Raw genomic sequence first — 13,105 nt, forward strand, 5'->3', positions numbered from 1 at the left:
ACATTATGATGTTACTTCCATCTATTGATAGTTTATTAGAAAAAATTGATTCAAAATATTCTTTGGTGATTTTAGCCAGTAAACGGGCGCATGAGTTAGAAAACAAAGCGATGCCGATGTTAGATGAATACGAATCACACAAGAATGTCGGTCGTGCTTTAGAAGAAATTGATGCTGGGGATTTAGTTATTGACCCTGCAACAGTTGGGGCGAAAGAATAAGGAATACGCAACAAACTTTTAAAAAGATAAATGCCAAGTGCTGCAAAATAGGGATCTACCTGTTTTGAAGCACTTTTGTTTTAATGTCTTTTTGCATCCGCAAGTAAGGAAATCGAGATAATTCTAAGGATAGCAAGACAAAGGTGTTCTTTTTTAGTAAAATGGAGTAAGAGATTATCTGAGATTTGAGAGCGAAATAGGAGGTTTTAAGATTGTTGGAAAATAAAAACGTAGCCCTGTATGTTTCAGGAGGAATCGCTGTATATAAAGCTGCTGATTTAGCAAGACAATTCATTAAACAAGGCGCAAATGTCAAGGTAGCAATGACTGCATCGGCCAGAGAATTTGTTTCACCGTTGACCTTTCAAATTCTAAGCAAACACCATGTGTACACAGATACTTTTGATGAACGCGAAGGAGACCAAGTCAGTCATATCCATTTAGCGGATTGGACAGATATTGCCGTTGTAGCTCCTGCAACTGCGAATACGCTGGCTAAATTAGCTAACGGAATAGCCGACGATTTTGTATCTACAGCTTTGATGGCTACGACAGCACCTGTTTTTGTTGTGCCTACCATGAACTCACATATGCTGGAAAATCCGGCAACCGTTCGTAATCTTCAACAACTGGAAGCGGATGGACGTTTTGTGATGGAACCAGATACAGGATTTTTAGCAGAAGGTTATGAAGGAAAAGGCCGTTTTCCAGAGGCGGTGAACATTGTTGAAACAGTTAAAGGTTTTTTACGAACGCAACTGAACAACTTGCCGCTAAAAAATAAACAGGTTGTTGTAACAGCAGGGGGAACAAAAGAACGGATCGATCCGGTACGTTACATCACGAATGATTCTTCTGGGAAAATGGGATATAGTCTAGCCATAGCTGCCAGAGATTTGGGAGCGACAGTCACGCTGATCTCTGCTAGCCGTCAGTTAGTACAGCCTTTTGGTGTAGCATTCGTTCAAGTAGATTCGGCTAAAGAGATGCAAGAAGCTGTTATGCAAGCTTACGAGCAAGCAGACATCGTAGTGATGGCAGCAGCAGTCTCTGACTACCGTCCCAGCAATCAAGCAGTAGAAAAAATCAAGAAAAATGAAGCGACAATGACGCTTACATTAGATAAAACAACAGATATTTTAGCTGAATTGGGCAAACAAAAACAGCACCAATTTTTAATTGGGTTCGCTGCTGAAACGAATAACCTTGAAAAATACGCAAGAGGGAAATTAAAACAAAAAAAAGCTGATATGATCGTAGCTAATGATGTATCCAAGCCACATGCTGGATTTAATAAAGATACGAATGAAGTATCTATTTTTATGGCTGATGAAGATTCTATTGAGCTTTCTGTTCGTAGTAAACAAGAAATAGCAACAGAGATATTAAGGGTGGCCATCAATCAAATGAAAAAATAAGGGTGTGAGATAGAGTGGTTTCAATTGCAAAAGTTATCGTAGATGTACCGACGATGCAGACAAACAAACCTTACAGCTATTCCATTCCAGCTGAATTCAATGATCAAATTCAGCCAGGTATGCGAGTGGAAGTCCCTTTTGGCCAAGGAGCTAGAAAAGTTCAAGGTTTTGTTGTGGAGATTACTCAATCGACTGATTATACCGGAAGTTTAAAAGCCATTTCAGGACTAATGGATCTAACTTCCGTTCTCAACGAAGAGATGTTGATACTGGGGAGGGAAATGGCTGAAAAGACCTTTTCGTTTCAAATAACCTGTTATCAAACCATGCTTCCGGCTGTTTTGCGTGCTAAATATGAAAAGAAAATACGAGTGATAGATGATATTCCTGAGGAGCTCTATTTTGAACTTTTTAAAGGACGAAATGAGTTATCATGGGATGAAGCCGTTGAACGTGACCTATTGCCTGCTTTATTGGAACTAAAGAAAAAAGAAGCTGTAGAAGTGGTCTATACTGTCAGAAATCAAGCAAAAACTAAAAAGAGACGAATGGTCCAAGCCGACTTGTCATTCGAGCAGCTAGAAGATGAAAAAATAGGCTTGGGTAAAAGAGCGCCTAAACAACGGTTACTATTAGAGTTGCTTCAATCTTTAAATGACCACTCCATCAGTGTGGAGGAAATAACTAAAACGACCTCTCTTTCGTCAACAATATTACGTGAGGGACAAAAGAAAAAATGGTTATCTTTTTTTGAAGAAGAAATTTACCGAGACCCATTTAAAGATCAAGAGTTTAAAAAAACTTCAGCATTCACACTCAATCATTCCCAACAACAGGCATTAGAGCCCATTTTACAAGCTGTGGAAAACAAAGAATCTGAAGTTTTTCTGCTAAAAGGAATAACGGGCAGTGGAAAAACTGAAATTTACCTACAGACCATTGCTGAAACTCTGAAAAAGGGACAGTCTGCTTTGATGTTAGTTCCAGAAATAGCGTTGACACCTCAAATGGTCAATTCTTTTAAAGGACGTTTTGGCGAAGCGGTAGCTGTTTTGCATAGTGGTTTATCTGTTGGAGAAAAATATGACGAGTGGCGCAAAATTGAAAAAGGCGAAGCAAAAGTCGTAGTCGGAGCACGCTCTTCCATTTTTGCACCGGTTGAGAATATCGGCGTCATCATTATTGACGAAGAGCATGAAGGCACCTATAAACAAGATGAAAATCCGCGTTATCATGCAAGAAATGTTGCCATTTGGCGAGCAAACTATCATCATTGTCCGGTTATCCTTGGAAGTGCCACGCCTTCTTTAGAATCACGAGCACGTGCTCAAAAGAAGGTGTACACACTATTGGAATTGCCAGAACGTGTGAATCAGCGAGAACTGCCTGAAGTGGAAATCATTGATATGCGTGAAGAGGTAAAAGAAGGGAATCGCAGTAGTTTTTCATTGCTGCTGCAAGAAAAAATAAAAGATCGGATAGCTAAAAAAGAGCAAATCGTGCTTTTGCTTAACCGGCGCGGGTATTCTTCTTTTGTCATGTGCCGCGACTGTGGTTTTGTACTGCCTTGTCCGAACTGTGACATTTCATTGACGCTTCATATGGACACTAAGACGATGAAATGCCATTATTGTGGTCATGAAGAAAATATCCCTCGTACCTGTCCTAGTTGCAAAAGCCACAAAATTCGTTATTATGGTACTGGAACCCAAAAAATTGAAGAAGAGTTAGCTAAGGTTCTGCCAACAGCGAAGGTCATTCGGATGGATGTTGACACGACTAGAAAAAAAGGCGCCCACGAACGCCTTTTATCTGCTTTTGGCAATGGAGAAGCGGATATTTTATTAGGGACGCAGATGATTGCTAAAGGTCTAGATTTTCCTAATATTACCTTGGTAGGTGTTTTGAATGCAGACACCAGTCTAGGCTTGCCGGATTTTAGAGCTAGTGAACGCACTTTTCAACTGTTGACTCAAGTAAGCGGCCGAGCAGGACGAGCTGAATTGACCGGCGAAGTGATCGTACAAACGTTTAATCCTGAACACTATGCTATTCAGTTGGCTCAACAACACGATTACGATACTTTTTATCAAATGGAAATGCGTTTGAGGCACCGGGGAAATTATCCGCCGTATTACTTTACTATTCTGATTACAACGAGTCATGAAGAAGAGATAAAAGCAGCTAAAAAAATGCAAGAAATCATTCAATTTATTAAGCCAGATTTAAAACCTGAAACAATTGTTTTAGGACCGACACCTAAAGCTGTTGCGCGAGTAAACAATCGGTATTATTATCAAACCATTATAAAATATAAAAATGAACCAGTTTTATTTACTAAATTACAAGAATTATTGAATCAATCACAAAAAGAAATGACTAAGGGATTACAGATTGCAATTGATTCTGAGCCGATGCATTTTATTTAATAAGAGGAAGAAAGAAGGCTAAACCATGGCAGTATTGCCTATTGTAAAATATCCTGAGCCAATATTAACAAAGGCTGCAAGAGAAGTAGTCGAAATTACTGATGAAATTCTTCAATTAATGGATGATATGTACGAAACGATGGTAGCAAGCGATGGCATCGGCATTGCGGCGCCCCAAGTGAACCGTTCCTTGAGGATTGCTTTAGTAGAAGTCGATGAAGAAACGGGTTTATTCGAAATGATCAATCCAGAAATTATTACAGTATCTGGAAAAAATGTTGATGTAGAAGGATGTTTAAGTTTTCCTGAAATTTATGGAACAGTTGAACGAGCAGATAACATTGTGATCCGTTATTTTGATCGTGAGGGCGAAGCGTATGAGGTTGAAGCGGAAGATTATCTCGCACGCGTTTTTCAGCATGAATTAGAACATTTAGATGGGAAATTGTTTACGGATAAAATTATTCAAAAAATCCAGCCTGAAGAGTTAGAAACGTATATGGAGGAGAATGGCGAATGACAAAAATCGTTTTTATGGGAACACCTGCTTTTTCTGTGCCTATTTTAGAGGCTTTGATTGATGAGGGGTACGATATTGCTGCGGTAGTAACGCAACCTGACCGGCCTGTAGGCAGAAAAAAAGTTATGACACCGACACCAGTGAAAGAAGCAGCACTCCAGCATCAGATTTTAGTGTTGCAGCCTGAAAAAATTTCTGGGTCTGAAGAAATGGCGAAAGTGATCGAGCTGCAACCTGATTTAATCGTAACCGCTGCTTTTGGGCAATTTTTACCGCAAAAATTATTATCTGCTCCACGACTGGGTGCTATCAATGTGCATGCATCTCTGCTGCCTAAATATCGCGGCGGAGCTCCGGTTCATTATTCTTTGATCAAAGGCGAGAAAGAAACAGGCGTCACGATTATGTATATGGAAAAGAAAATGGATGCCGGGGATATCTTAAGCCAACGCTCGTTAGAAATCACAGAAAAAGATGATGTAGGAACGCTTTTTGAACGCTTAAGTCGTTTAGGCAGAGACTTGTTGATCGACACATTACCAGACTTAATAGCAGGAAAAGTTACACCAGTAAAGCAAGATGAAGAAAAAGTAACATATTCGCCAAATATCAAAGCCGAAGAAGAGCTGATCGATTGGAGTAAATCAGCTAAAGAAATTGATTGGCAAGTACGCGGTATGCGTCCTTGGCCAGGAGCCTATACATCTTTAAATGGCAATCGCTTAAAGGTTTGGGATGTTACACCCTTGGACGATGACACCGATAAAGAACCGGGAACGATCATACAAATCGAAAAAGAACGCTTTATGGTTGCATGCGGAGAACGAACAGTTGTGCAAGTAAATGAACTTCAGCCGGCTGGAAAAAGTAAAATGACCACTACAGCTTTTTTAAGCGGAGTAGGAAGCCAATTAAGAGTTGGAGAAATGGTAGGCGACAATGGAAACTAATCAAAATCCTCAAAAACGCAATACTAAAAAAACAAGTCGTTATTTAGCCATGTCTATTTTAGAAAAAACAGATGAGAATCAGTCTTATTCGAATTTGCTATTGAATGAAGCGATTCAAAAAAACAACTTAAGCCCAGCCGATGCTCGCTTGTTAACAGAATTGGTTTACGGAGTTTTGCAGCGTAAATTAACATTAGACTATTACTTATCAGCATTTTTAAGCAAAGATAAAAAAATCGATAGTTGGGTTCGCAATTTATTGCGTTTATCTATTTATCAAATGATTTATTTAGATAAAATTCCGGCACATGCTATTTTGTTTGAAGCGGTGGAAGTAGCCAAGAAAAAAAGCCATATTGGAGTTAGTAAATTTATCAATGGAGTTTTACGAAACGCTGAAAGAAAAGGTTTTAAGAGCATTTCAGCCATTCAAGACCCAATTGAACGTTTGAGTGTTGAAGTAAGCATGCCGAAATGGCTCATTGAAAAATTTGTAGAAGAAATAGGTTTCAAAGAAACAAAAAAACTAGGAGAAGCTCTTTTAATTCCGAGCCATTCAAGTGCTCGTGTAAATGTGCCCTTTCTAACGGTTGCTGAAGCATTAGAAGCCATGCAAGAAGAAGGATTTGATGTCAGACCAAGCAAGGTTTCGCCTGTGGGTATTATTAGCAATGGAGGTCATTTTGCTTCTTCACCGCTATTTCAATCAGGACAATTAACGATCCAAGACGAGTCTTCCATGTTAGTGGCTCCGTCAATGCAAATTGAGTCTCATCATCAAGTACTTGACGCTTGTGCAGCTCCTGGAGGAAAGACGACTCACATCGCGTCCTATTTATCAGCTGAAGCTGGTGGTAAAGTGACTGCTCTTGACTTACATGCTCATAAAGTAAAGCTGATTCAAGATAATGCTAAAAGATTACACGTCGATAAAGTGGTTGAAGGCAGAACACTTGATGCTAGAAAAGTAGACGAAGTATTTGAAGATGAAGTTTTTGATCGTATTCTAGTGGATGCACCATGCTCAGGTCTCGGTTTAATGAGAAGAAAGCCGGACATCAAATATACCAAACAACCAAAAGATTTGCTGCAATTGCAAAAAATCCAATTAGCCATCTTGACAAATGTAGCGCCGAAACTAAAAGTAGATGGCTTGCTGGTTTATAGTACATGTACGATCACTGCTGAAGAAAACCAAGGAACAGTAGAGGCATTTTTAAAGAACCATCCTAATTTTGAAAAAGTGTCCGTTGCTGTAGAAGAAAATCTATCTGCAAACATCAAAGATGATTTACTTCAAATCTATCCACAAGATTTTGGAACCGATGGTTTTTTCATTAGTTGTTTAAAGAAAAAAAGCAAATAAGAAATTTTATTTTTTGAAAAATGGGCGAGGTGAAAAAATGCACATTGTTTTTCGTAGTGACGTTGGAAAACGAAGAAAAAATAATCAGGATTTTGCTGGTTACTTTGTGAATCAACAAGGAATTACTTTGGCTGTTTTATGCGATGGCATGGGCGGCCATAAAGCCGGAGACGTAGCAAGCGAAATGGCTGTATCTCATTTAGGACATGCTTGGGAAAAGACCGAAACAAATACAATAGAAGCAGTAAGTCAGTGGATACAGGATCGTATTAAAAGAGAAAATGAACGAATCGTAGAAAAGTCAAATCAATTTCCTGATTTAGAAGGTATGGGAACGACGCTTGTAGCTGCGGCATTTATTGATAACCAGTTCGTGGTAGCAAACATCGGAGACAGCCGTGCATACCAATACATGGCTGGCCGATTGAAGCAGCTTACGGAAGATCATTCATTGGTTAATGAATTGTTGAAAAGTGGTGAAATTTCTACTGAAGGTGCTTTAAATCATCCTCAAAAAAATGTATTAACACGTTCATTAGGGGTTTCTAAAGAAGTGAATGCTGATCTAATGGTGGTATCGGCACTTGAAGGAGATCAACTGTTGCTGTGTTCGGACGGTTTAACCAATATGGTAGAAGATCAAGAAATTGCAGAAATATTAAGCGATAGCCATATGTCTCTTGAAGAGAAAGTGACAAGTTTGGTCTCTCTTGCAAATGCCCGCGGAGGTTATGACAACATAACGGTCATGCTGACTGACTTTACTGAGAGAAAGGAGGGAGAATAGTGATGGAAATTGGCAAGAAATTAAATGGTCGGTATAAAATTATCGGTACTGTTGGTGGCGGTGGGATGGCTCATGTTTACTTAGCACATGATTTGATCCTTGACCGGGATGTAGCCGTCAAGGTATTGCGCTATGATTTCCGAGAAGATCAAGATACCATACGTCGTTTCAAACGTGAAGCTTTAGCAGCAACTGAATTGGTTCATCCAAATATTGTCAGTGTTTATGACATTGGCGAAGAAAACCATAATCAATATATTGTAATGGAGTATGTAAAAGGAATGGATTTAAAAAAATACATACACAACTATTTTCCCATTCCTTATCAAAAAGTCATTGATATTATGAGTCAAGTGCTTTCAGCAGTTGCGGATGCCCATCATAATCGAATCATTCATCGGGATTTAAAACCGCAAAATATTTTGATCGACGAGACAGGTGTTGTGAAGATTACTGATTTTGGGATTGCAGTCGCTTTATCACAAACGTCCATTACACAAACGAATTCTCTTTTAGGCTCGGTTCACTACCTTTCGCCCGAACAAGCCCGTGGTGGGATGGCAACAAATCAATCTGATATTTATTCGTTGGGCATTATTCTTTATGAACTGTTAACAGGAAATGTGCCATTTGATGGAGAATCAGCAGTTTCAATTGCGTTGAAACACTTTCAAGAAACCGTGCCATCTGTAAAAGACTATGACCATCGCATTCCTCAAGCGTTAGAAAATGTTGTGTTAAAAGCGACTGCTAAAGAAACCGCAGATCGCTATCCTTCTGTCCATGAAATGGCAGCAGACTTGGCAACTTCTTTATCAGCTCAGAGAATCAATGAACCAAAATTTGTTCCAGCAAGCATGATAGAACAAACAAAGGTGATAGAACCTATTAAGCCGGTCACCGTTCCGGTAACGAGCCCAAAATCAGATGGAGAAGAAGCAGCGGGAAAAGAAAACACAACAAATCAAACGAATAAAGACCAAAAACCTAAAAAGAAAAAACGAAAAGTACTATGGCTGGTACTGCTTGGTTTGCTTATTTTGGGGCTAGGCACATTTTTCGCAATTGCATTAACGGCTCCTAAAGACATTTCAGTGCCTGATTTGTCAGGAATGACAGAAGAAGAGGCTACCAAAGTATTAGCAGCCAATGAATTGGTTTTAGGGAAAGTTATTGAAGAAGCGGATGATGAGGTCGAAGAAGGTTTGGTAATTCAAACGAATCCTAAGAATGGTTCCAGCATCAAGGAACATTCTTCTGTAGACTTATTGGTCAGCTCAGGTAAAGAAACCATAACTTTTTTGGATTACACCGGAAAACCCTATGAGGAAGTCCGCGCAGAGCTAAGGGAGCAGAAATTTGTTATCAACCGCGTCGATGAAAGTAGCGATACGGTTGATGAAGGGCTGATTATCTCACAGGATATTTATAAAGATCAAGAGGTTGTGCCTAGTGAAACGACCGTGACTTTCACTGTTAGTACGGGCGAAGCTGGATTTGAAATAAGAGATTTGTCTGGATACTCTGAAAAAGGTGTTCAAGATTATGCTAATGAAAAAAATCTAAATGTGACGATTACTAGTGAATATTCAGATGATGTAACAAAAGGTCAGGTTATTTCACAAGAGCCGGCAGCTGGAGAAGTACTGTATAGCGGAGCTAGTATTTCGGTGGTGGTTTCACAAGGGCCAGAAGAAATACCGCTAAATACTTTTACAAAGACGGTTAAAATACCATACAAAAAAGTAGAAGAGCCGGTGGCTTCATCATCAGAGAGCACAGAAGATAGTGCAAGTGAAAGCAGTAGTGAAGAACAACTCCTGCCAAATGAAATCACTATTTATATTGAAGACGAAGAACATAAATTAGAGACGGTATACCAACAATTCGAAATTACTGAAGATACTGAACTTGATTTGCCTTTTGTTTTAAAAGAAGGCAGTAAAGGCAGTTATCGAATCATCCGTGATGGAGAAGCAATTGAAGAAAAAACAGATGTCGCACCTTAAAGGGTGATGAGATCTCCATAATATTTTTTAAAACCCGAAAGACATGCAAACTAGTCTTTCGGGTTTTTTGATGCTAAAATAAAGAAATAGAACTATTGCAATCTCTTTCATGATTCAGTAGAGTAGAAATGAAAGCAGTATGAGGAGGAGCAGCGTGCCAAAAGGACAAATCAGAAAAGCTTTAAGTGGTTTTTATTATGTTTACTTTGAAGGTGAGACTTATCAAACACGTGGTAGGGGAAATTTTAGGAAACGCAAGTTAACACCCATGGTGGGAGATTATGTTGAATTTGAAAGCGGCAATAAAGAGGAAGGCATCTTGAAAGAACTGTTGCCGCGCAAAAATGAATTGGTCCGCCCAACTGTAGCCAATGTTGATTTAGGTGTCGTTGTCATGTCAGCAATAGAACCAGACTTCTCAACCAATTTACTGGACCGATTTTTGGTGACGTTAGAAGACAAAGCAATCGAAGCAGTGATTTATCTGACTAAAATTGATTTACTAGACGAACAACAGCTTCAAGAAGTGGTGGCATTAAAAGAACAGTATGAGGCTATCGGATATCCTGTTGTTCTCCCAGAAGTTATGGGGAATGAACAAGCAAAAGAAGTGTTGACAGCTTATTTTCCTAATCATTTGACCGTTTTTATGGGACAATCCGGAGCAGGGAAATCAACACTTTTAAACGAAATTGCACCCGAATTAAATTTAGAAACGGCAGAGATCTCGTCTGCTCTTGGACGCGGCAAACACACAACGCGACATGTTGAATTGATCCCTTTATATGGCGGACTTGTAGCAGATACTCCAGGATTCAGTTCAATTGATTTTTTGGAAATCGAAGCAGCTGAGTTGCCAGAATTATTTCCGGAATTTGTTGACGTACAAGATCGTTGTCGTTTTAGAGGATGCATGCACCGCAAAGAACCTGGTTGCCAAGTTCAAAAAGAGGTAGCAGAAGGTCAAATTCAAGCTTATCGTTACCAACATTACTTACAATTTCTTGAAGAGATCGAAGATAGAAAACCAAGATACACAAAAAAAGAGAAGTGAGGAATCAATTTATGAAAATTTCACCATCGATTTTGAGTGCCGATTTTGCTAACTTAGAAAGAGATATCCAATTAGTCGAAGCAGGAGGAGCAGATTATATCCACGTAGACGTTATGGACGGCCGTTTTGTTCCTAATTTAACCTTCGGCCCGAATATTGTGGCTGCTATTCGGCCCATTACTAAACTGCCGCTGGATTGCCACTTAATGGTTGAAAACCCAGAAAATTACATTGAGGCTTTTGCAAAAGCAGGGGCAGATATTATTACTGTCCATGTTGAAAGCACTCCCCATATTCATCGGGCTATTCAATTGATTAAAGCCAATGGCGTTAAAGCAGGTGTCGTGATCAACCCGGGAACGTCCGTTGACGCTATTATTCCTGTTTTAAGTGAAGTGCAAATGGTATTGGTGATGACTGTGAATCCAGGCTTCGGAGGACAGAGTTTCATCAAGGAAACGGTGAAGAAAATCACCGATTTGAATGAATTAAAAAAAGCAAATGATTATCAATACGAAATTGAAGTGGATGGTGGAATTGTGCCTGAGACAGCTGAATTGTGCAAAGGCGCAGGGGCAGATGTTTTTGTGGCAGGCTCTTATATTTATGACGCCGATCATCCGAATGAACGATTGGCTGCTTTAAAGGATGCGATCCGTTAAAATGACACACATAGCTATTATGGTAGGAGGACCTGAAGCATTCATTCCTGACATTAGCAGTTTAATCAATGAAGAGCTCATTTGGATCGGTGTCGATCGCGGAGCGGTCAGACTATTGGCTTTAGGTATTCAACCCGCGATTGCCTTGGGTGATTTTGATTCGATTACGAAAGAAGAATTAGGATTAGTGAAACAGAAAGTACGCGATGTGCGTACCTTTCAAGCTGAAAAAGATGCGACCGATACAGAAATTGCTGTGAAGATAGCTTTTAGTGAATTCAATCCGACAAAAGTAAGCATCTACGGAGCAACTGGGGGGAGAATAGATCATTTTTTAAATAATCTTTGGCTTGTTTTTCAGCCTGATCTCAAACCTTATCTTTCGAAAATACATTTAATAGACAGCAAAAACAGCCTTGCTTACTTTTCTCCAGGAAATTACGAAATAAAAAAAGAGCAAGACAAAAAATACGTAGCTTTTATTTGTCTGACTCCTGTCAAAAAATTAACTTTAGTTGATGCAAAATATCCTCTAAATGAAGTTGATTTCGCATGTCCTACTTCTTTAGCAAGTAATGAATTTTTGTCAGATACGACTCGTTTTTCATTTAAAACAGGTATAGTAGCCGTTATTCAAAGCAAAGATTAAAAAAACAAAAAAGTAGCCTGCCAATTGCGATTGGCAGGCTACTTTTTCATGAAATTAAACGCGTTCAACTTTACCAGATTTAAGAGCGCGAGTAGAAACCCAAACTCTTTTAGGTGTTCCATCAACTAAAATGCGAACTTTTTGTAAGTTAGCACCCCATGTACGTTTTGTTTTGTTTAAAGCGTGAGAGCGGTTATTACCACTTTTAGCTTTACGTCCTGTTACGACACATACTTTAGCCATTATTCTTTCCTCCTTTGCCGATATCTCGAAGCAAGGCTTCAATCTATACACTCATACTCATACTCAATTAATTTATCATAACTAGAGGAGATATGCAACGTTTTTCTTTCAAGGAATTTTACTTGACAGCAGATCAATAAAAACACGACAGGATAAAAATGATCATGCAAAATGAACTTCTAAGTTTATCTGAAGAAGAGCTGCTCAATTGGAAACCTTGAACTCAAAAGTGGGATTTCTTCTTGTTTTCACATAAATACAAATTAATGCTCAAAAGCAGTCGCCTAGTGAGGAGAAAACTAATGAAAGCATGAGAGAACGCGTGAGATTTCATCATTAACCTTTTCTTATTCTCTTGGCTATGATAAAATATGGAGTAGTAATTCATGGCTGGCTAGCCAAAAGGAGGATTTTTTACCATGGCAGTTAAAATAAAAACACAATTTGGCATAATCGATATTTCAAATGAAGTTATTGCGACAGTTGTTGGAGGAGCCGCAACTGAAATCTTTGGAATTGTTGGAATGGCAAGCAAGAACCAAATTCGTGATAATTTAAATGATATACTTAAAAAAGAAAATTATTCACGAGGCGTAGTTGTTCGTCAAGAAGACAACGGTGTGGCAGTGGATGTCTATATTATCGTAAGTTATGGAACAAAAATATCTGAAGTAAGCCGTAACGTCCAAGAAAAAGTAAAGTATAATTTGGAATCAATGCTTGGTATATCTGCTAATGCAGTAAATGTTTACGTACAAGGTGTTCGCGTCTTAAATGACTAATAAAATGAAATTGTC

At 39.0% G+C, this 13,105-nt stretch carries 13 protein-coding genes; 12 read left to right on the forward strand and 1 reads right to left on the reverse strand.

Annotated features, from left to right (window positions below):
* The first annotated feature begins 5 nt into the window (after positions 1 to 5).
* The 11 genes from rpoZ to JHE06_RS04815 all read left to right on the forward strand — a co-directional run bounded on the left by rpoZ (position 6) and on the right by JHE06_RS04815 (position 12,065).
* Positions 6 to 221, forward strand: a complete 216-nt coding sequence (gene rpoZ / locus JHE06_RS04765) for a DNA-directed RNA polymerase subunit omega (RefSeq protein WP_058918326.1) — start codon at positions 6 to 8, stop codon at positions 219 to 221.
* 212 nt (positions 222 to 433) lie between these two features.
* Positions 434 to 1,639 (forward strand): bifunctional phosphopantothenoylcysteine decarboxylase/phosphopantothenate--cysteine ligase CoaBC, encoded by a 1,206-nt coding sequence (gene coaBC / locus JHE06_RS04770; RefSeq protein WP_201089620.1) that lies wholly within the window; start codon positions 434 to 436, stop codon positions 1,637 to 1,639.
* A 14-nt stretch (positions 1,640 to 1,653) separates the two neighbouring features.
* On the forward strand, positions 1,654 to 4,068 hold the full coding sequence (gene priA / locus JHE06_RS04775) for a primosomal protein N' (RefSeq protein ID WP_201089622.1): 2,415 nt from the start codon (positions 1,654 to 1,656) through the stop codon (positions 4,066 to 4,068).
* 25 nt (positions 4,069 to 4,093) lie between these two features.
* Complete coding sequence (gene def / locus JHE06_RS04780) at positions 4,094 to 4,588, forward strand: peptide deformylase (protein WP_201089624.1); 495 nt, start codon at positions 4,094 to 4,096, stop codon at positions 4,586 to 4,588.
* Positions 4,585 to 5,538, forward strand: a complete 954-nt coding sequence (fmt, locus tag JHE06_RS04785) for a methionyl-tRNA formyltransferase (RefSeq protein WP_201089626.1) — start codon at positions 4,585 to 4,587, stop codon at positions 5,536 to 5,538. The genes def and fmt overlap by 4 nt, the downstream gene beginning before the upstream one ends.
* Positions 5,528 to 6,904, forward strand: coding sequence for a 16S rRNA (cytosine(967)-C(5))-methyltransferase RsmB (gene rsmB, locus JHE06_RS04790; RefSeq protein WP_058918330.1), 1,377 nt, complete (start codon positions 5,528 to 5,530; stop codon positions 6,902 to 6,904). The genes fmt and rsmB overlap by 11 nt, the downstream gene beginning before the upstream one ends.
* Positions 6,905 to 6,941: 37 nt before the next feature.
* Complete coding sequence (locus JHE06_RS04795; RefSeq protein WP_058920193.1) at positions 6,942 to 7,691, forward strand: Stp1/IreP family PP2C-type Ser/Thr phosphatase; 750 nt, start codon at positions 6,942 to 6,944, stop codon at positions 7,689 to 7,691.
* 2 nt (positions 7,692 to 7,693) lie between these two features.
* The gene (gene pknB / locus JHE06_RS04800; RefSeq protein ID WP_201089941.1) at positions 7,694 to 9,700 is read left to right on the forward strand and encodes a Stk1 family PASTA domain-containing Ser/Thr kinase; all 2,007 of its coding nucleotides are present in this window, start codon (positions 7,694 to 7,696) and stop codon (positions 9,698 to 9,700) included.
* Between the two features lie 154 nt (positions 9,701 to 9,854).
* The gene (gene rsgA, locus JHE06_RS04805) at positions 9,855 to 10,754 is read left to right on the forward strand and encodes a ribosome small subunit-dependent GTPase A (RefSeq protein ID WP_082664150.1); all 900 of its coding nucleotides are present in this window, start codon (positions 9,855 to 9,857) and stop codon (positions 10,752 to 10,754) included.
* An 11-nt stretch (positions 10,755 to 10,765) separates the two neighbouring features.
* A complete protein-coding gene (rpe, locus tag JHE06_RS04810; RefSeq protein ID WP_058918333.1) occupies positions 10,766 to 11,416 on the forward strand; it encodes a ribulose-phosphate 3-epimerase in 651 nt (216 codons plus the stop codon).
* Position 11,417: 1 nt separating this feature from the next.
* Positions 11,418 to 12,065, forward strand: a complete 648-nt coding sequence (locus tag JHE06_RS04815) for a thiamine diphosphokinase (protein ID WP_201089628.1) — start codon at positions 11,418 to 11,420, stop codon at positions 12,063 to 12,065.
* 54 nt (positions 12,066 to 12,119) lie between these two features.
* On the opposite strand, the gene rpmB is transcribed toward JHE06_RS04815, so the two are convergent.
* On the reverse strand, positions 12,120 to 12,308 hold the full coding sequence (gene rpmB / locus JHE06_RS04820; RefSeq protein WP_058918335.1) for a 50S ribosomal protein L28: 189 nt from the start codon (positions 12,306 to 12,308) through the stop codon (positions 12,120 to 12,122).
* A gap of 419 nt (positions 12,309 to 12,727) precedes the next feature.
* On the opposite strand from rpmB, the gene JHE06_RS04825 reads away from it, so the two are divergent.
* On the forward strand, positions 12,728 to 13,090 hold the full coding sequence (locus tag JHE06_RS04825; protein ID WP_058918336.1) for an Asp23/Gls24 family envelope stress response protein: 363 nt from the start codon (positions 12,728 to 12,730) through the stop codon (positions 13,088 to 13,090).
* Positions 13,091 to 13,105 lie beyond the last annotated feature (15 nt).

This window comes from Carnobacterium sp. CS13 (assembly GCF_016653495.1).
GTDB lineage: Bacteria > Bacillota > Bacilli > Lactobacillales > Carnobacteriaceae > Carnobacterium_A > Carnobacterium_A antarcticum.